At 62.5% G+C, this 25,404-nt stretch carries 20 protein-coding genes; 12 read left to right on the plus strand and 8 right to left on the minus strand.

Translation table 11 applies throughout. The annotated features are described in order from the left end of the window. Positions 1-8: 8 nt before the first annotated feature. Both U5775_RS28050 and U5775_RS28055 read left to right on the plus strand, forming a co-directional pair. Positions 9-896: an N-formylglutamate amidohydrolase gene (locus U5775_RS28050; RefSeq protein WP_322061362.1), complete on the plus strand. Its 888-nt coding sequence runs from the start codon at positions 9-11 to the stop codon at positions 894-896. 76 nt (positions 897-972) lie between these two features. Beyond that, positions 973-1,974 carry a LysR family transcriptional regulator gene (locus U5775_RS28055; RefSeq protein ID WP_322061363.1) on the plus strand — a complete coding sequence of 334 codons (1,002 nt, stop codon included), beginning with the start codon at positions 973-975 and terminating at the stop codon, positions 1,972-1,974. A 16-nt stretch (positions 1,975-1,990) separates the two neighbouring features. On the opposite strand, the gene betI is transcribed toward U5775_RS28055, so the two are convergent. Continuing rightward, positions 1,991-2,653: a transcriptional regulator BetI gene (gene betI, locus U5775_RS28060; protein WP_322061364.1), complete on the minus strand. Its 663-nt coding sequence runs from the start codon at positions 2,651-2,653 to the stop codon at positions 1,991-1,993. Positions 2,654-3,174: 521 nt separating this feature from the next. Between betI and pruA the strand changes: the two genes are divergently transcribed. From pruA to U5775_RS28090, 6 genes are all read left to right on the plus strand, one after another. Continuing rightward, on the plus strand, positions 3,175-4,785 hold the full coding sequence (gene pruA, locus U5775_RS28065; RefSeq protein WP_322061365.1) for an L-glutamate gamma-semialdehyde dehydrogenase: 1,611 nt from the start codon (positions 3,175-3,177) through the stop codon (positions 4,783-4,785). Between the two features lie 32 nt (positions 4,786-4,817). After that, the gene (locus U5775_RS28070; protein WP_322061366.1) at positions 4,818-5,894 is read left to right on the plus strand and encodes an ABC transporter ATP-binding protein; all 1,077 of its coding nucleotides are present in this window, start codon (positions 4,818-4,820) and stop codon (positions 5,892-5,894) included. A gap of 215 nt (positions 5,895-6,109) precedes the next feature. After that, positions 6,110-7,369, plus strand: coding sequence for an ABC transporter permease (locus U5775_RS28075; RefSeq protein WP_322061367.1), 1,260 nt, complete (start codon positions 6,110-6,112; stop codon positions 7,367-7,369). 4 nt (positions 7,370-7,373) lie between these two features. Beyond that, entirely contained in the window at positions 7,374-8,204 is an 831-nt protein-coding gene (locus U5775_RS28080) for an ABC transporter permease (RefSeq protein ID WP_322061368.1), read from the plus strand. An 80-nt stretch (positions 8,205-8,284) separates the two neighbouring features. Continuing rightward, positions 8,285-12,052, plus strand: a complete 3,768-nt coding sequence (gene putA / locus U5775_RS28085; protein ID WP_322061369.1) for a bifunctional proline dehydrogenase/L-glutamate gamma-semialdehyde dehydrogenase PutA — start codon at positions 8,285-8,287, stop codon at positions 12,050-12,052. A gap of 71 nt (positions 12,053-12,123) precedes the next feature. After that, a complete protein-coding gene (locus tag U5775_RS28090) occupies positions 12,124-13,080 on the plus strand; it encodes an Ldh family oxidoreductase (protein WP_322061370.1) in 957 nt (318 codons plus the stop codon). 57 nt (positions 13,081-13,137) lie between these two features. On the opposite strand, the gene U5775_RS28095 is transcribed toward U5775_RS28090, so the two are convergent. Beyond that, positions 13,138-14,202, minus strand: a complete 1,065-nt coding sequence (locus U5775_RS28095; protein WP_322061371.1) for an ABC transporter substrate-binding protein — start codon at positions 14,200-14,202, stop codon at positions 13,138-13,140. A 299-nt stretch (positions 14,203-14,501) separates the two neighbouring features. On the opposite strand from U5775_RS28095, the gene hutG reads away from it, so the two are divergent. Then, on the plus strand, positions 14,502-15,305 hold the full coding sequence (hutG, locus tag U5775_RS28100; RefSeq protein WP_322061372.1) for an N-formylglutamate deformylase: 804 nt from the start codon (positions 14,502-14,504) through the stop codon (positions 15,303-15,305). A gap of 112 nt (positions 15,306-15,417) precedes the next feature. Here hutG and U5775_RS28105 read toward each other — a convergent pair whose 3' ends face one another. The 5 genes from U5775_RS28105 to U5775_RS28125 all read right to left on the minus strand — a co-directional run bounded on the left by U5775_RS28105 (position 15,418) and on the right by U5775_RS28125 (position 19,330). Beyond that, positions 15,418-15,711 carry a DUF1330 domain-containing protein gene (locus U5775_RS28105; RefSeq protein ID WP_322061373.1) on the minus strand — a complete coding sequence of 98 codons (294 nt, stop codon included), beginning with the start codon at positions 15,709-15,711 and terminating at the stop codon, positions 15,418-15,420. Positions 15,712-15,829: 118 nt separating this feature from the next. After that, entirely contained in the window at positions 15,830-16,759 is a 930-nt protein-coding gene (locus tag U5775_RS28110) for an electron transfer flavoprotein subunit alpha/FixB family protein (RefSeq protein ID WP_322061374.1), read from the minus strand. Next, a complete protein-coding gene (locus tag U5775_RS28115) occupies positions 16,760-17,509 on the minus strand; it encodes an electron transfer flavoprotein subunit beta/FixA family protein (RefSeq protein ID WP_322061375.1) in 750 nt (249 codons plus the stop codon). Positions 17,510-17,529: 20 nt separating this feature from the next. Next, complete coding sequence (locus U5775_RS28120) at positions 17,530-18,132, minus strand: HutD family protein (protein ID WP_322061376.1); 603 nt, start codon at positions 18,130-18,132, stop codon at positions 17,530-17,532. A gap of 10 nt (positions 18,133-18,142) precedes the next feature. Continuing rightward, positions 18,143-19,330, minus strand: a complete 1,188-nt coding sequence (locus U5775_RS28125) for an FAD-binding oxidoreductase (RefSeq protein WP_322061377.1) — start codon at positions 19,328-19,330, stop codon at positions 18,143-18,145. 310 nt (positions 19,331-19,640) lie between these two features. On the opposite strand from U5775_RS28125, the gene U5775_RS28130 reads away from it, so the two are divergent. After that, the gene (locus U5775_RS28130) at positions 19,641-21,314 is read left to right on the plus strand and encodes an electron transfer flavoprotein-ubiquinone oxidoreductase (RefSeq protein WP_322061389.1); all 1,674 of its coding nucleotides are present in this window, start codon (positions 19,641-19,643) and stop codon (positions 21,312-21,314) included. A gap of 472 nt (positions 21,315-21,786) precedes the next feature. After that, the gene (locus tag U5775_RS28135; RefSeq protein ID WP_322061378.1) at positions 21,787-22,863 is read left to right on the plus strand and encodes a polyamine ABC transporter substrate-binding protein; all 1,077 of its coding nucleotides are present in this window, start codon (positions 21,787-21,789) and stop codon (positions 22,861-22,863) included. An 82-nt stretch (positions 22,864-22,945) separates the two neighbouring features. Here U5775_RS28135 and U5775_RS28140 read toward each other — a convergent pair whose 3' ends face one another. Further along, positions 22,946-23,872, minus strand: a complete 927-nt coding sequence (locus tag U5775_RS28140; RefSeq protein ID WP_322061379.1) for a LysR substrate-binding domain-containing protein — start codon at positions 23,870-23,872, stop codon at positions 22,946-22,948. Between the two features lie 267 nt (positions 23,873-24,139). On the opposite strand from U5775_RS28140, the gene U5775_RS28145 reads away from it, so the two are divergent. Continuing rightward, positions 24,140-25,399: an aromatic ring-hydroxylating dioxygenase subunit alpha gene (locus tag U5775_RS28145; RefSeq protein ID WP_322061380.1), complete on the plus strand. Its 1,260-nt coding sequence runs from the start codon at positions 24,140-24,142 to the stop codon at positions 25,397-25,399. The last annotated feature ends 5 nt before the right edge of the window (positions 25,400-25,404 follow it).

Here is a 25,404-nt window from a genome sequence, read left to right on the forward strand (position 1 = left end):
ACTTCGGCTTGGCGGCGGTCGCCACGCATCGTGAGGGGGAAGGCATGCAGAGCGAAAATTTCGGGCGGATTGCTCGCGGCAACAAGCCGGTGCTGGTGGTCGCGCCGCACGTTGGCGCCAGCGTGCCCGCGCAATTGCTGACCAATCCGGCCTGGGCGCCAATCGATGGACGCCTGTCCGATCCGGCAGGCATCGCGTGGATGGCGACGGCGCGCGAACAGGGCATCTCGACGGTTTCGGCGTGCATTCACCCCTGTGTGATCGACTTGAACGTGGCCACCGACAATCGGTCGCTATCGCCGCGCTTGAACCGGGTGGGACTGTGCCGGACGCACACGTCGCGCGGCGAGCCTCTTTATCCGCACGACTGCGAACCGGACGAGGAAGCAGTCGCCGCGCGCGTCGCCGCCTGGTGGCTTCCGTTTCATCAGATGGTGACGGCCGAGATCGTTCGCCTCAGGCAATTGCACGAGAATATTGCGGTGCTTTTCTCGCACGCGAGCTCCTGGCTTTCACCGTACCGCGAGCAGGCAGGGGGAACCGATTTCAATCTGGGCACCCACCAGGGCGCGGCGTGCGACCGTCAACTGCTTGCCGCGCTCACCGATGCCGCTCAAGCGCACGGACGGTCATGGGTGGTCAACGGGAAGCTCGGCGGCGTCTTCGCCGCACAGCACTATGGTGTGCCCGCGAGCGGCGTGCATGTGGTCGAGGTCGAGATCGCCGGCAAATGGCGCAGCGAGCTCGAGGCAAGCAGCGAAGCCGGGCGGGTTTGCGATGCACCTCAGGCCGACATGGCCGCACTTCTCGATAGCGCGGGCGCCGCGGTCCTCAAACTCCCTGCTGCTGCCGGCGACGTGCTCGGCGCGCTCGAAGCCATGCGATGCACCGATTAACGATGGAGAGCGGCCGGTTTCGCGCGAACGGTGCGTCCGCGACGTGCTGGATTTTGGAAAGCATTCCTCAACAGCCATGAAAGACAGCGCGCCAGAAAAATACCCCGATTGGGATCTCCTTGCCAGCTGGGTGGCCGTGGTGGAGGCCGGCTCGATTTCGGATGCCGCAAGTCGTCTTGCCATTTCGCAGGCAGGCGTTTCGCAGCGTATCAAGGCCCTCGAAACACTGCTGGATACGACCTTGCTCGACCGCGCCACGCGCCCCGCGCGGCCAACGGCGGCGGGGCAGCGCCTGTTCGAGCATGCCACCGTCCTCCTGCAAGGCGCCGACCAGATGGTCGAGAGCGTGCGCAACGTCACTCGCGCCAAGCGGGTCGTCGTGCGCCTGGGGTGTGTCGATTCTTTCGCGGCGACCATCGGTCCGATTGCCATCAAAGCGTTGTCCGGCACATCCCACCATATCCGTCTCTGGTCCGGTATCACCCCGGCACTCGACGGTCAGTTGGAGGCCCGGCAGCTCGACATGGCGGTGACGACCAGCAGTTCGTCGCATGCCCCCGGCATCCGCAAAAGGAAGCTGTTCTCGGAGCCCTATGTCGTGGTCCTCCCGGGCAGCTTCGAAGTCGACCGCTACACGACGCTGACCGGGCTGAGCAACCATCTGCAGTTCATTCGCTATAGCGCGCGCTCGGTCATCGGCCAGCACGTCGACTCGTATCTTTCCTCGCTCGGTGAAAACATCGAGCGCACCTGTGAATTCGACGCTACGGACCCGATGCTCAGCCTCGTCGCGGCCGGCCTGGGCTTCGCCATTACCACGCCCCTGTGCTTGTGGCAGTCCCGCCACTACGTACCTGACGTTCGTGTGGTTCCGTTGACGGCGTTCTCGCGACATGGGCGGCCTTATGGCCGGCTCACCCGTTCGTTTTATCTTTCGTATCGGGAAAACGAGCTCGGACATCTTCCCACCGATCTCTACGATCTGATTCGGCGCGCGTTTGAGCGGCAGGTGGCGCGCGATATCGCCAAGGCGCTTTCGCTGAAGCCCGAAGACGTGGGCGACACCGACGACGAATAGTGCGAGTGCGGCCCGCTTAATGCCGTGAGGCGGCGAGGCGCTGAAAGCTCGTTTTCCAGCCCTGGTTGGTCGCGTTGTCGATGACGCCGTGAAAGATCGCCAGCACTTCGTCGATTGAAATCGTGCCGGCCACCCGGTGCTCGATCCATAGACCGTGCGTGAGCGCCAACGCCTGGATGGCGTAGATGTTGGCCATCGGCGCGTCGCAGCCCGCCTGCCGAAAATCATGAATGAAGTTCGAGCGCAGGCGCCGCGAAAACGCCGCGCATAGACGCTGAACCTCCACTTCATGGGCCGACGAACTCCACATGTGCGGCCAGACGTTGGCAGCGCCGGGGCTCATCACTTCGTCGCTAAAGCACATGTCGACCGTGAATTTCAGGCGCTCGACGGGATCGCTGATGTTGCGCCGGCCAGCGATCAGTTGATTGCGAACGCTCCGGATCATGTAGACGAACGTCTTGTAGACGAGATTGCTCTTGTTCTCGAAGTGGTGATGCACGAGGCCCACTGAAACGCCTGCGTGCTCGCTCACTTTACGGATCGTCAGATTTTCCAGGCCGACCTGGCCCACCACCTCCAGCGTCGCGTCGACGAGTTTCAGGCGCATGCCGTCGTACTCCACGGGCTCTTCCTTGCGGGTTTCAACCTTGACGGTGTGTTCCGCGTCATCACGCATCGTGCTGTCCTTACTCGGGAGACAGGGGCTGGCGCCCCAAAAAGCTGAACATTCGTTCACAGGAAATAGAAGTATAGCGGCTTTGATTTCACGGAATCGCTGAACATATGTTCATGGATTGGAGCGGGTTGTGGGACGGGTGTTTACCCTTCGCTTCCGTAAGTCTGAAGATTTATCCGTGTAAACCCCAATGAAAACATTTTTGACATCCTCGCGAACGGATATATATTCCCATCAGCATGTTTTTTACTGAACATATGTTCAGTGATTGGTTGGATGTCGTCGCTTCCCGTGTTCAGCGTGTCTCGCCCGGTTGTCGCGCACGTCGTTCATAACGGCCAACGATTTACAACATAAAGCGAAGTTAAATAAGCGGCCGTTCTTTTGGCACCCTCTAGTCTGGACACTGAGCGTTGCTGGTGCTGCAAGAACCCCGCGATCCTGCTTCTGGCAAGGGTTCTCCCGGGTCGAGCCCGGCGGCTCCTCAATGATTCGTCCAACTTTTCTGGTAAGGAGCAAGCGTGATTTCAGGTCCACAATTTCCGTTGCCGGCGAATGAAGCCGAAGTTCAATTTGGCGAAGGCACCGCATCGGGCGCCGCGCTGCGCAGCGCGCTTGAGCAGCGTGAAGTCGTCGAGATTCCGACTGTTATCGGCGGCAAGCGGTATTTCTCGAATGAAGTCACGGAGGTTCGGGCTCCTCACGATACGCAGCGCGTGCTCGCGCGCATTCATCGCCCGTCGGAAGCGCAGATCAAGGAAGCGATTTCGGGTTCCAGGGGCGTTGCCCGCGAATGGGCGAGCCTGACGCACGCCAGCCGCGCCACGATTCTTCATCGCGCGGCCGATATCGTCGCGACGCGTCTGCGCGCAAAGATCAACGCCGCCACGATGCTCGGTCAAAGCAAAACGCTCGACCAGGCAGAGCCGGACAGTGCATGCGAGCTGATCGACTTCCTGCGCTTTAACGCCTACAACGCACAGCGCGTCTATGCCGAGCAGCCGATGTCGGTTCCCACCGCGGTGAACCGCGCCGACTGGCGGCCGCTCGAAGGCTTCGTCTATGCGGTGTCGCCATTCAACTTCACCGCCATTGGCGCGAACCTGACCACGGCGCCGGCCATCATGGGCAACACGGTGCTGTGGAAGCCGTCCGAAAAGTCGGCGCTCGCAAACTACATCTTCTTCGAGGCGCTCGAAGAGGCCGGTCTGCCGCCGGGCGTGATCAACTTCGTTCCCGGCGATGCCGAACTGACGACGCGTGTAGCACTCTCGTCGCCGGATCTCGCGGGCATTCACTTCACCGGTTCGTCGGCGGTATTCCAGTCGCTCTGGAAGGGCGTGGCGTCGAAGGTCGATGCGTTCCGCACGATTCCGCGTCTCGTGGGCGAAACGGGCGGCAAGGACTTCGTGCTGGCCCATCCGTCGGCCAACGCATCCGAGGTGGCTATCGCGCTCGTGCGCGGCGCCTTCGAATATCAAGGCCAGAAATGCAGCGCGGCCTCGCGCGCGTATATTCCGCGCAGCCTGTGGCCCGCGGTCAGCCAGCAACTGCGCGACCGTCTCGCCGAACTCAAGGTGGGCGACGTTGCCGATTCCAGCACCTTCATGGGGGCCGTCATCTCGCAGGCTTCGCATCAGAAGCTCAGCCGCGTGATTGCCGCCGCGAAGGACGATGCCGCGGTGAAGCTCGTCTTCGGCGGCAAGACCTGGACCGAGCCGGGCTGGTTCGTCGAGCCGACCGTGTTCGAGGTGAGCGATCCGCAGCACGCGCTGATGAAGGACGAACTGTTTGGTCCGGTGCTGTCGGTGTTCGTCTACGACGATGCGCAGTGGGACCAGACGCTCGAACTCATCGATTCGACGAGCCCCTATGCGCTCACCGGTTCGATCTTCTGCACGGACCGTTTCGCGCTGCACCAGGCCGAGGCCGTGCTCGTCAATGCGGCAGGCAACCTCTATCTGAACGACAAGCCGACCGGCGCGATGATCGGCCAGCAGCCGTTCGGCGGCGGCCGCGCGAGCGGCACCAACGACAAGGCGGGTTCGTATCTGAACCTCCTGCGCTGGGCCTCGCCGCGTGTGGTGAAGGAAACGTATCTGCCGGCTCGTGACTGGAAGTTCGGCGCCTGATCACCGAGTGTGGCTTTCCCTGAGGAGTTGTGATGTCGACCATTGTCTCTTTCAAGAACGTTCAGAAGACCTACGACGGTGAATCGCTCGTGGTGAAAAATCTCAACCTCGATATTCGCGAGGGCGAGTTTCTCACAATGCTGGGGCCGTCCGGGTCGGGCAAGACCACCTGCCTCATGATGCTGGCCGGCTTCGAGACTGCGACGCATGGCGAGATCCTGCTTCAGGGAAAGCCGATCAACCGTATTCCGCCGGAGCGGCGCAATATCGGCATGGTGTTCCAGAGCTACGCGTTGTTCCCGCATAAATCCGTGGCAGAGAATCTGGCGTTTCCGCTCAAGGTCCGCAAGATCGCCAAGGATGAGATCGCACGGAAGGTCAGCCGCGCGCTCGCGATGGTGAACATGGAGAAGTTCGCGAACCGCATGCCGGGGCAACTCTCGGGCGGTCAGCAGCAACGCATTGCCGTGGCGCGCGCGCTCGTGTTCGAGCCCGCGCTCGTCTTGATGGACGAGCCGCTTGGTGCGCTCGACAAGCAGTTGCGCGAACAGATGCAGTACGAAATCAAGCAGATCCACGAACAAAGCGGCCTCACGGTCGTGTACGTGACTCACGACCAGAGCGAGGCCATGACGATGTCGGACCGCATTGCGGTCTTCAACAACGGCATCATTCAACAGCTCGCGCCGCCGGCCGATCTCTACGAGAAGCCCGAAAACGCCTTCGTTGCGCGCTTTATCGGCGAGAGCAACGAGCTGAAGGGCACGGTGGCCTCGGTCGAAAGCAAGGCGTGTACGGTCAAGCTCGACGGCGGGGCCACGATACGCGCGAGCGCGGGCGCGGCCATTCGCGCTTCCGGTTCGACCTCGGTGTCGCTGCGCCCCGAGCGCGTCGCCGTGGGCGAACACGCGCGTGCCTGCGACAACGTATTCAGCGGCGGCGTGAAGGATCTCATCTATTACGGCGATCACCTGCGCGTGGTCATGCAGGTCTGCGGGCGCAACGACTTCATCGTGAAGCTGCCCAATGATGGTGTTGCACGGCAACTGCGTATTGGCGACTCCGTGGATATCGGCTGGATGGCCGACGCCTGCCGGGCCCTGCAGTAGTCACAGCGCGGGGAAGTTTTCCGAAGCGGCCGGGTCCAGCGGGACATCAGGTCAATGCCGAGGCCCGGTGAATCAGATCAATGGTTTGGATTACTGATTTATCCAGGCCGAAGATGACCGGATTCCTGCTGTACCACGCACAAACGTATCTGCAGTTGCATTGACGAGGAGGGCGCGGTCGAGACCGCTGAACCACGATGATTCTACCGACTGATATGGCAATCCCGACAACCGACGCAACCCAGGTCGTCGCCGCAGACTCGAAGAGCCTCAAGGCGAGGCTGCGCAGCGCCGAGCGAACGGAGCGCACGAAGGCCATGTTGCTGGTCTTTCCACTGTTCGCATTCCTCCTCGTGACCTTTCTCATTCCGATCGGCAGTCTCCTGACGAAGAGCTTCCGCGACCCGACGGTTTCCCAGGAACTGCCGCATGCCGCGGTGTTGTTGCGCGCGTGGGACCCGGCCAGCGGGCAATTGCCCGGCGAGCAGATCTATGCCGCGTTCGGGCAGGATCTGACCGCGGCCAAGGGAACCGATGCCGTGAGCCGCGTGGCCTCCCGGCTGAACTATGACGAAAGCGGCATGCGCAGTCTCATCATGAAGACGGCGCGCCATATCGACGAGAGCAGCGAGGGGACGTGGCATCAGCGTCTGTCGAATATCGATTCCCGCTGGGACGACCTGGGGGCGTGGTCGACGTTGAAGTATGCGTCGTCGCCCTGGACCTTCGGGTACTACCTCAAGGCGTTCGATTTCGAGCGCAACGAGCACGGCGCCATCGTGCGCCAGCCGGACGGCGAGCGGCTTTACGTCAGCGTGTTTCTGCGCACGGCGTGGGTCAGTATGGCGGTGAGCCTGCTCTGCCTGCTGTTCGGCTATCCCGTGGCCTATTTTCTGGCGAACATTCCGGCGAAGTACAGCAACCTCTTCATGATCATGGTGTTGCTGCCGTTCTGGACGTCGATACTGGTTCGCACCACGGCATGGGTCGTCGTGCTTCAAACCCACGGTGTCCTCAATGATCTGCTGATTCATCTGGGGCTCTCGAAGCACGGCGTCTCGCTCATCTATAACCGCGTCGGCGTGCTGGTGGCGATGACGCACATTCTCCTGCCGTACGCCATTCTTTCGCTCTACAGCGTGATGAAGGGCGTGCCGCACATCTATATGAAGGCTGCGCGCTCGCTCGGTGCAGGTCCCGTGCGCTCGTTCTTCCAGGCGTATTTCCCGCAGACGCTGCCGGGCGTGGGCGCCGCCGGCATGCTCACGTTCATTCTGGCCGTTGGCTACTACATCACGCCGGCCATCGTGGGCGGCCCCGACGACCAGCTCGCGAGCTATTACATCGCCAATCACGTCAATACCACGCTGAACTGGGGGCTTGCGAGTGCGCTCGCGTCGATCCTGCTCGTTGGCGTGCTCATCATCTACAGCCTCTTCGTGAAGCTCACGGGCGGCGGCATCAAACTGGGGTAACGACATGTTCACCTTTCCGGCTTATGTGACGGTCTGGGGCCGTCTTGGACGATTCGCTCACCTGGGTATTTCGCTGGCGGTGCTGCTGTTCCTCGTGCTGCCCGTGCTCGTGGTGATGCCCCTTTCGTTCAGTTCGCAGCCATACTTTACGTACCCGCTGCCGGGATTGAGCCTGCGCTGGTATCAGGACTTCCTTGGCAGTCCGGACTGGATGCTGGCGCTAAAGAACACGCTGATCACGGCGTTCTCGTCCACGGCGATCGCGACGGTGCTGGGCGTCACGGCTTCGCTCGGGTTGACGAGCCCGCGCCTGAAGGGCAAAGCCGTGATCACCGGCCTGCTCGTTTCGCCGATGATCGTGCCGCTCATCATCACGGCCGTGGGGGTGTATTTCGCGTTTAGCCCGCTGGGCTTGACGAGTAGTTTGACCGGGCTGATTCTCGCGCACGCATCGTTAGGTGTGCCATTCGTCGTCGTCACTGTCACGGCGACGCTGGCCGGCTTCAACGAGACGCTTTCGCGGGCGGGCCGCAGCCTCGGTGCCTCGCCGCTGCGCGTGTTCCTGCAGGTCAAGCTCCCCATCATCGCGCCCGGGGTGATATCGGGGGCGCTGTTCGCGTTCGCGACGTCCTTCGACGAAATCGTCGTCGCGCTGTTCCTGACCGGCCCGGATCAGAAGACGATTCCGCGCCAGATGTGGTCCGGCATCCGCGAACAGCTCAGCCCGACGATTCTCGCCGTGGCGACCATTCTCGTGGTGATTTCGACACTGCTTCTCGTGACGCTCGAGCTGCTGCGCCGGAGAACCGAGCGCCTTAGAGGCACAGCGATGTGATTGAGCGGCGACGACGCCCGCAGCCTGAAACGCCCAGCCCGAAACTCGCAATCAGCAGCCCCCAACCCGGTCATCCAATCATGTTGTCAGAAAAGAAAGTCACGCCAACGGACACGACGAATCTTTCCGTCCTGCGCCAACGCATCGCCGAAGCATCCGCGCTTTCCGAGGAGGAGGTGGTGCAGACGCTCATGCGTCGCGCGCAAATGGATGCGCCCACGCTCGCGAAGGCTCAGGAGCTTGCTGCGCGCCTCGCGCAGGGGGTACGCGATGCACGCATCGATGCGGGCGGTGTCGATCTGCTCACGCAGGAGTTTTCGCTGGATAGCCGCGAAGGTATCGCGCTCATGTGTCTCGCCGAGGCGATGCTGCGCATCCCCGACACCCAGACTCGCAACCAGCTGATTCGCGACAAGATCGTCGATGCCGACTGGCGCGCCCACGTTGGCAAGTCGCCGTCGATGTTCGTCAATGCGACGGCCTGGGGCCTGCTCGTGACGGGCAAGCTGCTGAAGCAGCCCGACGAAAACGCGCTCGCCGAAGCGCTCACGCGCGTCGTGCGCAAGGGCGGCGAGGCTGTCGTTCGCGCTGGTGTCGCGTACGCGATGCGCATGCTCGGCAAGCAGTTCGTGACGGGGCAGACGATCGAGGAAGCGATTGGCGCGGCGAAGGGGCGCGAGAGCGGCGGCTATCGCTACTCGTACGACATGCTGGGCGAGGCCGCACTGACCGACGAGGATGCGCAGGCCTACTTCGAGTCGTACCGTCACGCGATCGAGGCCATCGGCAAAGACGCGCAAGGCGGTGGCCCGATCAATGGCCCCGGTGTTTCCGTGAAGATCTCCGGGCTCCATCCGCGCTACGAACTCGCGCAGCGCGAGCGGGTGCTTGTCGAACTCTATCCGCGCCTGCTCGAACTCGCGCAACTGGCGAAGAAGTACGGCATTGGTTTCCACCTTGACCAGGAAGAGTCCGCGCGTTTCGAACTGACGCTCGAGATGCTCGAATTGCTGTGCAACGACGCGTCGCTGCGCGGCTGGAACGGCATCGGCATTTCGCTGCAGGCCTACCAGAAGCGCGGCCACGCGGTAGCGGACTGGATTGTCGCGCTCGCGCGCTCGACGGGCCGTCGCATCAATATTCGCCTCGTGAAGGGCGCGTACTGGGATACCGAAATCAAGCTCGCCCAGGACGCCGGCTTGCAGGGTTATCCGGTATTCACGCGTAAAGTGCATTCCGATGTGAGCTACATTGCGTGCGCGAAGGTGTTGCTGGATGCGCCGGACGCGATCTTTCCGCAATTCGCGTCGCACAACGCCTTCACCATCGCCGCGGTGCATACGCTGGCCGGCAACAAGGAATACGAGTTCCAGTGCCTGCACGGCATGGGCGAGACCGTTTATGACCAGGTGGTCGGTGCCGCGAAGCTCGGCCGCCCGTGCCGGATTTATGCGCCCGTCGGCCCGCATGCCACGCTGCTCGCGTATCTGGTGCGCCGCCTGCTGGAGAATGGCGCGAATTCGTCTTTCGTGAACCAGATCGTCGACCCGGCAGTGAGCATTGCCGATATCGTCGAGGACCCTGTTGCCAAAGCCGCGCGCACCGATGGCAAGCCGCATGCGGGCATTGCGGCGCCGGCCGATGTGCTCCCCGGCCGCGTGAATGCAGCGGCCATTTCATACGGCAATTGCGCTGAATTCGATGCCGCGGTGAGCGCGATCCGTTCGAATCGTCTTGCGGCGCAATCGCTGGTGGCCGATAGCGGCGACATCGAATCCGATTCGACGCATCTCGTCTACAGCGCGGGCGACACGACCGAAATCGTGGGCAGCGTCTCGTTCTGCCGCGCGGGCGCCGTTGCACAGGCTATTGCCGCAGCGAAGGACGCCTCGGCGAACTGGGCGCGTGTCGACGCCTATCAGCGCGCGGACAGGCTCGACCAGATGTCCGCGGGACTCGAAGCGGCGAGCAGGCACCTGGGCGCGCTGCTCGTCCTCGAGAATGGCGCTACGCTTGCCGAGGCCGCGGAAGAAGTCCGCACCGCCGTCAATCTGTGCCGCCTCTACGCCATGCAGGCGAAGTCGGACACCGGGCTGCGCGCGCGGAGCGGCCTGGGCATCGTGGCGAGCATCACGCCGGTGTCGTCGCCGCTGGCGACGTTCGTCGGACACGTTGCGGCCGCGCTTGCAGCAGGCAATGTCGTGATCGCGAAGCCCTCGTCGAAGGCATCGCTCGTTGCTTACGAGGCGGCGCGCGCGTTCTATCGTAGCGGCCTGCCCAAGGACGTGCTGCAGTTGCTGCTCGGCTCGGGCGCCGTGGTCGGCCGCGCGTTGCTGGCTTCCGAGGAGGTGAGGGGCGTCCTGTTTGCGGGCGCCGCTGAGTCGGCCAGGACGATCGGCGTGCTGCTCGCAAAGCATGCGCGGCCGCCGAAGCTGCTGGCACAGGTGGGCAGCGTCAACGCGATGATCGTCGATAGCTCGGCGCTCCCCGAACAGGTTATCTCGGACGCCATGATGTCCGCATTTAGTTGTGCTGGACAAAGCGCTTCGTCGCTGCGGCTGCTCTGTCTGCAGGACTCGACGGCTGAGAAAGTGTTGAAGATGCTCAAGGGGATGCTGAGCGAACGCCATACCGGCAATCCGCTTTTCGTCGGTACGGATATTGGCCCGCTGGCGTCGCGCGAGGCGAAGGAGCGCGCCGAAGCCTATATCGAGCAGATGCGCGGCCTTGGCTATGCCGTGGCGCGCGGGAAAGTCTCCGCCGACCAGACGAAAGGCAACTTCGTCGCGCCTGCTATCGTCGACATTCTCGATCCCGGCGCGCTTCCGACGATCGACGCGACGATCCCGGGCCCGGTGCTCCACGTCGTGCGCTACAAAACGGGCGAGATGGACGCATTGCTGGCGGCCCTGAACGCAATCGGATGCGGCGTGCAGGGGCTGCATACGCGCATCAACGAGGCCGCCGGCAAGCTGCTCTCGGCATCGAATGCCAACAGCGTTTGCGTGAACCGCGCGATGCACAGCACGGTGCCGGGCATGCAGCCGTTCGGCGGCGCGGGCGCCTGCGGGACGGGTCCGATGTTTGGCGGTCCGCTTGTGCTGTACGCGCTCACGTCGGCGCCAGCGCCTGCTTTCAACGCCGACGCGGGACCATTCGTCCAGACGGCCTGCGCCGTGAGCGAGAAGTTCTTCGAGTTTCCGGTTGAGTCGGCCAGCGGGAAGCTCCAGAGCCGTCGCGGGGAAATGGCCAGGGCAAAGAAGACGCGCCTCCATAACGTGAATGCGCTGTTTGGCCTCGCGACGGCGCGGAGCATGGAGTCCGCCCAGCGCACGGCGCTCGGCAACTGCAAGCAACGCCTCGACGAGCTGATCAATCGGACGACGACCCTCAGCCTCCCGGCACTCACTGGCGAAGAGAACACGGTGGAGCTGCTGCCGCGCGGGCAGGTGCTCTGCACCGGCGAATCGCCCGTCGTTGTCCTCGAACAGGCAATGATGGCCAGCGCGTTCGGCAACACGGTGCTCGTGTTCAAGTCCGCCGCGTCGGACGAAATCGCCCACGCACTGGGGGCGGCGTGCCGGGTCGTGAACGGATCCGACGTTGCGGCACTGATCCGGGGCGAAGTCGCGGGCGTGAGACCGGACGCAGTCATGGCGGCGGCGAATCATCCCGCGTTGGCCGCCCTGCGCGTTGCGGCAGCCGAGGACATGAAGGCGCTGTTGCAGCCCGGTGCGGACGGACAATACGACTGGACGCAACTCGTGCGCGAACGCATCACGACGGTGAACGCAAGCGCCGCGGGCGGCAACACGCAGTTGATGGTATTGAGCGAAGACGCGGTGTGAATCACGCATAGCGGTGCGACGACGAACGCCGATCGATTGCCATTTCAACGCATCTATTGAGGGAAGTGACCGTGCGCCTTGAAACACAGCAAGCCCACGATATCGCTCGTCGAGCCGCGATAAAAGCCGGCGCCAGCAACGAAGTCGCCAATGCGCTCGCGCAAGCGGTCGTGTCCGCCGAATGGGCCGGCAGTCGCGCGGTGGGGTTCGCCCATCTGTTCGATTATCTCGATGGCTTCGCCAAGGGGCGCATCGCGAAGGACGCGAAGCCCGAGGTGACGTTTCCCGCGCCGGCCGCGATCGCCATCGATGCGAAATACGGCATCGCCCAGTTGGGATTCGACCTGGCATTCGACGAACTCGTGCAGCGCGCGAGGACTTACGGCGTGACGGTGTTGTTGCAGTCGAACAGCTTCACGGTTGGCGAGCTGGGGTATTACACGCGCCGTCTGGCCGAGGCCGATCTGGTTGCTATCGCAACGACCAACGCAACGGCGCAGATGACGACGCTGGAGAGCCGGAAGGCTGTCTACGGCACCAATCCTTTGTCGTTCGGCGCGCCGTGTGCGGGCGCCAGGCCGTTCGTGATCGATCAGGCCTCTAGCGCAACGGCGTTCGTGAACGTACGCCAGGCCGCGGAGCGCGGCGATCCCATTCCCGAGGGCTGGGCCGTCGACGCGCAAGGCCACCCCACGACCGACGCGCGGGAAGCCGTCAAAGGGCTGTTGCTCGCATTTGGCGGGGCGCGCGGCGCCAATATAGCGATGATGCTCGAGTTCCTGGTGGCGGGGCTGGCCGGCAGCAACTGGTCGATGGACGCACCGGGTTTCGCCGAAGGCTGCGAGTCGCCTGGCGTGGGCCTGTTCGTTGTTGCGATCAAGCCGGATCTCGTGGTCGAGGACTTCGCCGCCCGGCTGTCTTCGCAGATCGAGCGCCTGGCCGCGCAAGGCGTGCGCATACCCGGCAGTCACCTCAACGTGACGGAAATCGACGTGCCGGAGGATCTGCTAAAAAGGCTCGAAGGCTAGGAGACTTCAGAGCCTGCCGCACCGGATCTTCGGGAGGCAGGCTTTTGTTTTCAGTACTCAATTCTGGCCGAGCCAGACGGCGAATCGCTGGTTCAGATCGTCGGCGTGATCGGCCCAGAAGGCGACATCGGTATCGATCGCGCCTTTCTGGTTAACGGGCGCAGTCGGCAGGTAGGGCAGCAGCTTCGGCGGGATCATCGAAATCGCCGATTTGCGGGTCGGGCCGTAGGCGGTCAGCGGCGCCAGTTTCGCCAGCACATCGGGCTGCGTTGCATAGCGCACGAAGTCCTGGGCCGCCTTCAGGTTCTTCGTGCCCTTGACGATGGCATAGCCTTCCAGGTATTTGACCTGGCCATCCCAGATGAAACCGAACGGCTTTTTGTCGTCGGCGATCGCGCTATAGATGCGGCCATTGTATGCACTGCTCATTGTTACCTCGCCATCAGCGAGAAGCTGCGCCGGTTGAGCGCCGGTTTCCCACCAGACGATGGACGACTTGATCGTGTCGAGCTTCTTGAAGGCGCGGTCGACGCCGGCGGGCGTGGCGAGCATCTTGTAGACGTCGGCGGGCGCAACGCCATCGGCAAGCAGCGCCCATTCGAGCGCACCTTCCGGCGATTTGCGCAGACCGCGCTTGCCCGGGAATTTCTTGAGGTCGAAGAAGTCGGCAATCTTCGTCGGCTCGTGGCCCTTGAATTTGTCGCTATTGAAGGCAATGAGCGAAGACCAGACGATGTTGCCGGCCATGCAACTGGAGACGGCGTTCGGGACATAGTCGTTCTTCGCCAGCGTGCCATCGGGGGCCGGGGCCAGCGCGGCGGGATCGATCTTTTCGAGCAGGCCTTCGTCGCAGGCGCGCGTCACGTCGGACAGTTGCAGATCGACCACGTCCCACGTGACATTCCTGGTTTCGACCTGGCTGCGAATCTGCGCAATGCCGCCGTTGTACGAGTCGTTCTTGACCTGAATGCCTTTGGCCGCCGTGAACGGTGCGACGGTGGTCTTGTCTTGCGCGGCCTGATACGAACCGCCCCACGAGACGAAGGTCATTTGCGAAGCGAGGGCAGAGACGCTCATCACGCTGCAGGCCAGCAGCATGCCAACATTGGCTGACGTTTTCATTTTTTCACTGGATTCAAGGGTTGATCAGGTTTGCCGCCGAAGCGCGCGGCGAGCAAGGAGTCTGGTGGCGCCGCTATTCGCGTCCCGTAGCGCGGGCGCTACCGCTGGCGCACCACAACTCTGGAATGGAGACTGACCTGGACAAAATTCGCGGCTGCGAGAATCAGGAACACTTATGAAAAGGCTAAGTGCCGATGATGTTCGCGCAGCCGCTAAGCCGAATCACTATGTTGGAGGGATGGAGCCGAAGCATGCCGTGCGGGGCTTCGGCCGCGGATTTTTGCGTCAGGAGATAAAAATTGAATAGCGCGGTATACGAATTCCATGAAGGCACGCTTCCTCTGCTCATATCGATCCCTCACCAGGGAACCGGAATACCCCAAGATGTGCGCGGGCAGCTAACCGATGTTGCCGATGCGGTGGCCGACACCGACTGGCATCTGGACACGCTTTACGATTTTGCGCGCAGCGCGGGCGCGTCGGTGCTCGGGGCGAAAATCTCCCGCTACGTGATCGACCTGAATCGCCCATCTACGGGGGAGAGCCTCTACCCTGGGCAGACGACGACGGGGCTATGCCCGACCGAGACCTTTCGCGGAGAGCCGCTGTACCGGAACGGCACGGGCCCCTCGGATGCCGATAAAGCGCTGCGGCTCGAACGGTATTGGCAGCCGTATCACGCGAGGCTCCAGGCGGAGCTGGCGCGCCTGAGAAGCCTCCACGGTCACGTGCTGCTATGGGAGGCGCACTCGATCGCGAGCCTCCTTCCGCGTCTCTTTGAAGGCAAGTTGCCCGACCTGAATCTGGGCACGCATTCGGGGCGTAGCTGCGATCCGCGCATTGTGGAGGCGGTGACGGCGAGCCTGGCGAGCCAGCCCTTTACCTGGGTCCATAACGAGCGCTTCAAGGGCGGCTTCATCACGCGGGAATACGGCCGGCCCGAGCAAGGCGTGCATGCGATTCAACTGGAAATGTGCCAGTCGACCTACATGAATGAAGCCGCACCGTTCGAGTACCGGCCCGATCTGGCGGAGAAGGTGAAGCCGGTCGTGCAGGGGATGCTTGATGCCGCGTTGGGTGCGCTTCGGAGTTTGCCGCGATAGCGCCGGATTCAGCGAGACGCGGAGTGCGGCGGCGCTGGTCGTGCGTATCGCGTAACGCCGCTCCTCTGCGTTCGAGCGGCGTTCAAGCGGCGTTCACCGGATACCCCACGGACTACGCAAGGTCGCCCTCGACGATAAGCAGCTCCCGCTTTGATGCCTTGAGCGCGTGCTGTTTGGCTTCTTCGTAGGCCGGGTCCGCATAGCAGGCCAAGGCCCGCTCATACGAAGGAAACTCGACGACCACGACACGCCGGGTCGTCTCTGCCTCCTTGAGAACGGCTCCAGGGTCCAGCGACTTGAGCTTCGCGCCAAATTTTTCGGCGATGGGGGCCCACAGCTTCCCATAGGCTTGCTGCGCTTCGGGGTCGGTTACGTCCGAGCCGAGAACGATCCAGTATCCTTTCACCTGACATGCTCCTGGTTGAATGAAGAGGCCAAAAAAGCCGCCAGGGCGCAACTTATCGCGCGAGGCGGCAAAGGTACTGCTGAGAAGCCAATTGGCCTGCGTGAGGCCGCGATAGCGTTCAGATCGCTTTTACCATTTCTGGCACCGCGTCGAAAAGGTCGCCCACGAGGCCGTAGTCGGCAACACCGAAGATAGGTGATTCGGCATCCTTATTGATGGCGACGATGACCTTCGAATCCTTCATGCCCGCGAGGTGCTGAATCGCGCCGGAAATGCCCACGGCCACATAGAGCTCCGGCGCCACGATCTTGCCGGTCTGACCGACTTGCAGATCATTGGCCGCGAAACCGGAATCCACGGCGGCGCGCGATGCGCCAATGGCCGCGCCCAGCTTTTCCGCGAGCGGGTCGAGGATAGCGAAGTTCTCGGCGCTGCCGAGGCCGCGGCCGCCGGAAACGACCACGCGTGCGGCCGTGAGGTCGGGGCGATGGCTGGTGGCGATTTCGCGGCGGATGAAACGCGAACGGCCCGTATCGGCAACGGCGGGCGCTGCCGAGATTTCGGCATGGCCGCCGGTCGCCGCCGCGGCGTCGAACGCCGTCGTGCGTATCGTCGCGACTTTCACCGCGTCCGGCGATTGCACGGTGGCAATGGCGTTGCCGGCATAAATGGGGCGCTGGAACGTATCGGCCGAATCGATCGCGATGACGTCGGAAATCTGCGCGGAATCAAGCCTTGCGGCCACGCGCGGGGCCGCGTTTTTGCCCGCCGCCGTTGCCGGGAAGAGCAGGTGCGAGTAATCGCTGGCCAGCGCCGTAACCTGAGCCGCGATGTTCTCGGCCAGCGCGTCGGCGAAATGCGGCGCGTCGACGAAGATGACCTTGTCCACCCCGGCCACCTTGCTCGCGGCCTCCGCTACGGCGCGAGCGCCGCTGCCCGCCACGAGCACATGCACGCCATTCGCAAGCTGCCGGGCGGCACCGATGGTATGCAGCGTGGCAGCCTTGAGCTGCGCGTTGTCATGTTCGGCAATAATAAGAGTCGTCATTTAGATCACCTTCGCTTCGTGTTTCAGTTTCTCGACGAGCGTCGCGACATCCGGAACCGTCACACCCGCCTTGCGCGCGGCCGGCTCGACCACCTTGAGCGTCTTCAGCCGCGGCGACGGATCGACGCCGAGCGCCGCCGGCGTCACGGTTTCGAGCGGCTTCTTCTTGGCCTTCATGATGTTAGGCAGCGTCACGTAGCGCGGTTCGTTCAGGCGCAGGTCGGTCGTGATGATGGCCGGCAGTTGCAGGGCGATCACTTCGAGACCGCCGTCGACTTCGCGCGTGACGGTGGCCGTCGAGCCGTCGATTTCGATGTGGCTGGCGAAGGTCGCTTGCGGCCAGTCGAGCAGTGCCGCGAGCAACTGGCCAGTCTGTCCCGCGTCGTCGTCGATGGCCTGCTTGCCGAGGATAACGAGTTGCGGTTGCTCCTTCTCGATGACCGCCTTGAGCAGCTTCGCGACGGCCAATGGCTGGAGCTCGGCATCGGTCTCGACCAGCACGCCGCGATCGGCGCCGATCGCCAGCGCGGTGCGCAAGGTTTCCTGGCTTTGGGCAACGCCGCACGAAACGGCGACCACTTCGGTGGCCTTGCCGGCTTCCTTCAGGCGCGTCGCGGCTTCGGTAGCGATTTCGTCGAACGGATTCATCGACATCTTGACGTTGCCGATGTCGACGCCGCTATGGTCGGACTTCACGCGGACTTTCACGTTGTAGTCGACGACGCGCTTCACTGCTGTAATGACTTTCATCTCATCTTCCTCACATTCAATCATTCGTGCGCGCTGGCCGGCTCGATGGTCACCAGCACGGGAAGCGGCGGGCTTGCGGCCTCGTCGATGGCGGGTGCCGTCGGCGAGAACCGGATGGCGCGATCGAGGGAATGCGCGATCAGAAACTGTCCCGCTTCGATAACGCCCGTCGATGCGCTCGTGGCGTCGCGCCAGGCGCAACCGCCGTGAAGCGCAACAACGGCCACGAGGCAACCGGGTGGCACGGTGAGCGGCTCCCGAATGCTCCTGATGCTTGCGCGATAGCGCCCCCTGGCGGTCATCACGTTGAGCGCGGTCACCGGGCCATCGACGAGCGTGGCGTTCCATTGCGCGTCGCCGTCGTACTCGACTGCCTCGAACGGCTTGAGCGTGACGGCCGAACGCTCGTTGCGCAGCGTCACGCCGGCGCCGCGCAGCACGAGCGATATCCGGTCGATGCCCTCGAATCGCGAGTAAGGCCCATTGCGTTCCACTTCGGCGAGGCTGATGCGCCATTGCGACTCGCCCGAGGCCCCCGACGCGATCGTCCGCGTGACGCCGCCGCCGTTGCGCCAGCGCTCCACGGGGAGCGCGGCGATTGAGCGAACTTCGATTGCCGACATGCCCGACCTCTCACGACACCGCGCCGAGGCCGTATTTGCCCGTCAGGAGCTCGCCGGTTTCGAAGCGCTCGATCGAATAGGGCTTGAGCGACACGTCGGTCGGCAAGCCGAGCGCTTCCTGGGCGAGCACGCGGCCCACGGTGGGCGACAGCTTGAAGCCATGACCGGAGAAGCCATAACCCACGACCAGGCCTTCGACGCCGGGCAGCTTGCCGAGCACGGGATTCCAGTCCGGCGTCACGTCGTACACGCCGGTCCAGGAAGACGCAATGCCTGCCGTCTCGTACTCGGGGAAACGTTCGGCAACCTGCGCGCCGACTTCGACGACGTAGTCCATCGGAATGTCGCCCTGCTCGGTTTCGGCCGTGTTCAGTTTCTCGCCCACCACGCCTTCGCTCACGAGCATCTGGTTGCCGCCATAGCTGCGGTAGTACAGCATGCCGGTCGACGCGAGGTCCTTGAAGACCGGCATCGTGAAGGTGTACCTGGCCGCGTCGCATTCGAGCGCCAGCACGGCGTGCCGCTCCGGCATGATCGGCAGCTTGCGGCCGGTCCAGCCCGCGAGCTCGGGCGTCCAGATATTCTGCGTGCTGACGACCATCGACGTCGCGAAGTCGCCAATGCTCGTCGAGACGCCGACGACCTTGTTGCCCTCGAACAGAATCTTGTTGACGGTCGCGTTCTCGCGGATGGTCACACCGCCACGGCGCGCGGCGCGTGCGAAGCTCGTCGCCACCAGATAGGCGTCGGCGAAGCCGGCCTCGGGCTCGTAGCCGATCAGCGCGGCGTCGTCGAACCGGGCGATAGGCAGAAGCTCCTTTGCCTGCTGCGCGCTGAGCAGTTCGAGCGGAATGCCTTGCTCCTTCTGCTGATCGAGCGACGCGCGCAGCGGCTCGAGCTTGTCGCCTTCGCTCGCGACAATCATGTAGCCGCATTTCACGAGGCCGCACGAGGCCTCTTCATCACCCAGATAGCTGGCGAAGTGGTTGAAGACATCCCATGATTTGCGCGCCAGTTCCACATTCTCCTTGACGGAGTAGTGGGTGCGCAGGATTCCTGACGATTGCGAGGTCGTCCCGGCCCCGATCGTCGCACGATCGAGCACCAGAACGCTTTTCGCGCCGAGCTTCGAAAGCTGGAACGCTACCGAACTGCCGATTACCCCGGCGCCAATCACCACCACATCGTATGAGTTCACGATTCAGCTTCCTTCGTTGGTCAAGTCATGGGCGCAGTTTGACCGCAAGAAATCTCGGGGGCGCCAATATAAGCAAGGGCGATCTTTAGCAAAAGAGCGCATCGGTATCGGGCCGCGCGGGCGCGCCGAAGGGCGGGTGGTTTCATCGGGCGAATGCAACGTCCGGTTGTGTGGAGCATAAGCAGACCTTATTTCACCGGGACCCGAAAACATCCGGTTTTACGATGCGCTGCACGTGACGCCCCGCGCGTCGTTCGGTTTCGGAGCGGCCCGGCGAGGGCCGCCAATTTGCCCGCCTACAGTGACTGACATGAATACACCATCCCTCGTTGAACAATACGGTCCGCGCGAATCCATGGAGTACGACGTCGTCATCGTAGGCGGCGGTCCAGCGGGGTTGTCGTCGGCGATTCGTCTGAAGCAACTGGCGCGCGAGCAAGGTAAGGACGTGAGCGTTTGCGTGCTGGAGAAAGGGTCCGAGGTGGGGGCGCATATTCTCTCGGGCGCGGTCATGGACCCCGGAGCGCTGACCGAACTCATTCCCGACTGGAAGGAGCAGGGCGCGCCTTTGAATGTCGAGGTGACGGAGGACCGTTTTCTCTTTCTTTCGAAGGAGCGGGCGAGGCGCGTGCCCAACTGGCTGTTGCCCGATAACTTCAAGAATCACGGCAACTATGTCGTAAGCCTCGGCAATGTCACGCGATGGCTGGGACAGAAGGCCGAGGAACTGGGTGTGGAAATTTTTGCGGGCTTTGCGGCGGCCGAAGTGATTTATGGCGAGCGCGGCGAGGTGCGGGGCGTGGCCACGGGAAACATGGGCATCGGCAAGGACGGCGAGCCGGGCGACGCGTTCCAGCTCGGGATGGAGCTCCATGCAAAGTACACGCTGTTCGCCGAGGGCGCGCGCGGCCACCTGGGTCGGCAGCTCATGGACCGGTATGAATTGCGCAAGGAGGCTGACCCGCAGGTCTATGGCCTTGGCATCAAGGAGCTCTGGGAAATCGACCCCAAGCGCCATCAGCCCGGTTTGGTGATTCATACTGCGGGTTGGCCGCTCGAGCGCGACACCTATGGCGGGTCGTTCCTTTACCACCTCGATAACCATCAGGTCGTGGTGGGATTCGTGGTGGGTCTGGGCTACACGAACCCCTACCTCTCGCCGTTCGAGGAATTCCAGCGCTACAAGACGCATCCCGAGATTCGCCAATTTCTCGAAGGCGGCAAGCGCCTGTCCTATGGCGCGCGGGCCATTACCGCAGGCGGGCTGATGTCCTTGCCCAAGCTGGTTTTTCCGGGCGGCGCGCTCATCGGCTGCGAGGCGGGTTTTCTGAACGCATCGCGCATCAAGGGGAGTCACGCGGCCATCGCGAGCGGCAAGATGGCGGCGGAAGCGGCTTTCGGTGCCTTGTGCGGCGCTCGCCAGAATGACACGTTGGTCGAATATCCCGAAGCCTTCGAGCGCTCGTGGCTCAAGGACGAGCTATACCGGGCCCGCAACTTCAAGCAATGGATGAGCAAGGGCTTGTTCACCGGCACGGTGATGGTGGGTCTCGAGCAAAAGGTATTGGGCGGTCGGGCGCCCTGGACCCTGCATCACAAGCACGCCGACCACGAGACCTTGCGCCCCGCCACGCGGTGCGAAGAGATCGTCTATCCGAAGCCGGACGGGAAGCTGACGTTCGACCGGCTTTCTTCGGTATTCCTCTCCAATACGAATCACGAGGAAAACCAGCCGGCGCACCTCACGTTGAAAGATGCATCGGTGCCGGTGCGGGTCAACCTCGACATCTATGGCGGACCGGAGTCACGCTTCTGCCCGGCGGGTGTGTACGAGTTCACAGAAAACGCGCCCGGCGAGCGCCGCTTGGTCATCAACGCGCAAAACTGCGTCCATTGCAAAACCTGCGATATCAAGGATCCCACGCAAAACATTGTCTGGGTGACGCCGGAGGGCGGCGGCGGACCCAACTATCCGAACATGTGAACGCATCGGGATGAGCCCGAGCCTCTTCCCATACTAGTCATGCCTTCCGGCGCGCATGAGTTCATAAGGGATGGTGATGCTCAATATAAAATGCTTGAACGCGTGTTCAGTGTGTTTCCGGGTTCGGCCTCGTGATTTTCCCTAAGTTCGCGTAAAAATCCGCCTGTCTGGCGGAAATTGCTCTTTCCATCCATTTTTGACGCGCTATTATGCGGTTCAGACGCTTCCGAGGTCTCGTGTAGGCTGAACTGATGTTCAGTTGGTGTGATGAAAGAGAGAGCGGTGTGCGGACGGTCGGGCAGGACCGCAGCCTCCCGGCTCCAGCAGTCTCACGCATGGGACGAACAAACGGACGAACAAGCATATCAATTAGTAAGGGTTCCGAATCAATCGTTATTAACGGAAGTTGTTCTTTAACCTGAAAGCGATTGACGCGAAGTGCGCCAATCGACATCGTCAAGGAGTGGATGGAATGGAACTGCACAAGACGTTGACCCCGAAGATTGTGGCGCTTGCTGCAGTCGCCACGATGAGTACCGCCGCCTCGGCAAGCAGCCTGATGTTTGCTTCCTGGGGCGGATCCTATCAGGACACGCAGGTGGCCACCGCGACCAAGCCGTTCTCCGCAAAGACCGGTACCAGTGTTCAGGTCGACACCTACAACGGCGGCATCGCGCAGATTCGCAGCCAGGTGCAAACGAACAACGTGACGTGGGACGTGGTGGACATGCAGTTGGCCGATGCCGCAAGAGCCTGCGACGAGGGGCTGCTCGAAAAAATCAATCCGGCCATGCTGCCGCCCGGGAAATCGGGCACGCCGGCGAAGTCGGACTTCCTCCCCGGCGGTTTGTCGGACTGCATGGTGGGCAACGTCGCATGGTCGACCATGATTACGTATAACAAGAGCGCATTCAAAGGCGCAGAGCCGACCGCTATCTCCGACTTCTTCGACCTCAAGAAATTCCCGGGCAAGCGCGGCCTCAAGAAGTCGCCTGAAGGTGCGCTGGAATGGGCGCTGCTCGCCGACGGCGTGAAGCCCGCCGACGTGTACAAGGTGCTCTCGACCCCGGCGGGCGTGGACCGCGCATTCAAGAAACTCGACACCATCAAGCCTTCTATCGTGTGGTGGGAAGCCGGTGCCCAGCCTCCCCAGCTACTCGCCGATCGCGAAGTGACGATGACCAGCGCCTACCCGAACCGTATCTGGGTTGCCGTCGAGCAGGACAAGAAGCCCTTTGGCTTTCTTTGGGATGGTGAGGTGAAGAACATCGAAGGCTACGCGATCGTCAAGGGGACCAGGAACCTGAAGGCAGCCGAAGACTTCGTCAAGTTCGCCACGTCGACGGACCAGCTTGCGAAGCTGTCCACCGACACGGCACTGGGACCGATGCGCAAATCGGCGATCCCGATGGTGAATCCGGCGGTGACACCCTACCTGCCGACGAACCCGTCGAACGAGAAAGATGCCGTCGATGTCGACGTCAACTTCTGGGCCGACCACGGCGACGATCTGAACCAGAAGTTTGCGGTTTGGCTCGCGGGGAAATAATTCGGCGCGAGTGGGGCGCGTAAGCCGAGAGTTAGCCCGGGACACGTGCTGTGCCAGGGCTAACTCGTACTTGTTTTTGAAGTCAGCGCGGCGCCGGGGCGCCGCGCAGCCATTCGATCAGCTGCGTAATGACCGGCGTAATGGTCCGGCCATGGGGAACCACCACGAAATAGGCGTCGCTTGGCCGGAATGTCGCGATGTCGATCGGGACCAGATCTCCCGAGCGCAGCAGATCGTCGACCAGACGGCTCCACCCCAGGGCGATGCCTTGTCCATATCGCGCCGCCTGGATGGCGTCGGTGTAGAGGCTGCATCGCAACACGGTGTTCAGCCGCGAAGGGCGGTATCCGACGGCCCGGAACCACTCGTTCCAGCCCATCCATCCCTCGGACGTTGCATCCGACTCGACGAGCGCCATCTTGGCCAGCTCGTCGAGCGAGGAAGGCTTGCCATATTCCTGAAGAAACGCCGGCGAGCAGACAGGAAAGACCTCGACGTCGAAGAGCAAGGTTGAAGTGCCGTCGGGCCAGTTGCCATCGCCGTAGCGAACTGCGACGTCCACTTCGACGTGTCGAAGGTCGGCCGTAAACATGTCGGTCGACAGCCGCAACTGCAAAGGGGGATCGAGCTTCTTGAGCTTGGCGAGCCGCGGCAATAGCCGGAATTGCGAAAAAGCGGCGGTTGCCGCGAGCACCAGCTCGCGTTGCTCGGTTCCGGTTACGAGGCGATCGAATACCCCGGCGATTTTCTGCATCGACTCGGCCACGACGAGGTATAGCGCCTGGCCTTCACTCGTCAGGCCAATGGAGCGGTGCAGCCGGTGAAAGAGGCGCACGCCCAGCGTTTCTTCGAGAAACCTGACTTGCCGGCTTACGGCGGACTGAGTGACGCCCAATTCGCTCGCGGCGTAAGTGAAGCTCCCGAGGCGAGCCACGGCCTCGAACTCGACAAGGGCGGTAAGCGACGGAACGATCCGGCGATAGCCTTTCGTTGCTTTGGTGGTTTTCATTCGCTATCACGGCGGTCTAGGGGGACAACAAAGGGCGTTGAGCCTGCGTGGTCCGCCATCGGTTTTCAGGGAAAACCCGCGCCCGGGCCCAGGCCGCGAGGCGCGATTCGGGAGCCAGGTCCCGCGCGCATTTTCGCATGATTTAAACGAATGTGAGTGAGCTTATAAAGCGCGTTGACGGCCCATTCTGGTAGTCCAATACTCCACGCCATATCAGTGCTTATCAGTACCACACGCACTATTAAACGTTCTCATCAAGAGGCCCCCATGTCCGAAGTTCAAATTCATACGCACCGCGAACTCATCGATAGCCGCAAGAAAGGACACGGCATGCCCGGCGAATTATTCGGGCGTCAGGACGTTTTCGAAACGGACGTCGACGTGTTCTTTCACAAGCTCTGGATTCTGGTTGGCGTGACGGCCGACGTTCCCGAGCCGGGCGATGTGCACACGGTGGATATCGGCAAGGCATCGGTCATCATCGTGCGCGACGACGACGAGAACGTCCGTGCGTATCGCAATGTTTGCCGTCACCGCGGCTCGCGCATCATGAAGAAGGCCGGCAAGGCGAGCGTGGGGATGCTTGTCTGTCCGTATCATCAGTGGACCTACGACCTCGACGGCAGCCTCAAGCATTCGACGCATATGGGCAAGGACTTCGACGCGGGCTGCCACAGCCTGATTCCCGTCCACGTGAAGACCGTGGGCGCGCATATCTTCGTGTGCCTCGCCGATGAAGCGCCGGCCGACTTCGAAAAGCTCGAGCGAACCATGGCCCCGCGCTTCGCGCCGTACGATCTCACGCGCACGAAGATCGCTCACGAAATGGAGATCGTCGAGAACGGCAACTGGAAACTCGTGATGGAAAATAACCGCGAGTGCTATCACTGCGCGGGCACCCATCCGGAACTGACGAATTCCTTTCTCGCCGAAGACTTCGGCTTTTGCCCCGACGGCCAGAGCGAGGAAGCGCTCCAGGCCTATGACGACTATCTGAAGCGCAATGCGGAATGCCGCGAGCAATGGGAAAAGGACGGACTCGTTTGCGCCCCGTTCGAATCGCTCGATGAAAGCGTGGATACCAACTTTCGCACTCAGCGGCTCGTCATCGCGGGCGCAAACGAATCGCAGACCTTGGACACGAAGGTGGCCTGCACGAAATTGCTGGGCGGCATTCAGCGGCGCGATCTTGGTGACGTCCATATGTGGGGCCATCATTCGTGGACCCATGTGATGAGCGACCATGCCGTGATCGCCTATAGTCTGCCCGTTGCGCCGGACAAGACGGTCGTGCGTACTGTCTGGCTGGTCCATGAGGACGCTGTCGAAGGGGTGGACTATGACCTCAAGAAGCTGACCGAAGTCTGGGTCGCTACGACGAACCAGGATGCGGAACTCGTTGCGAACACGCATGCAGGGACTCAAGACCCCGCCTATATTCCGGGGCCCTACTCGAACTATACCGAAGCACCGTTGGACCAGTTTGCACGTTGGTACGACGCCAGGCTCAAGGCGCAAGGCGTCTGAGGTTG

This window comes from Paraburkholderia sp. J63 (genome assembly GCF_905220245.1).
Lineage (GTDB): Bacteria > Pseudomonadota > Gammaproteobacteria > Burkholderiales > Burkholderiaceae > Paraburkholderia.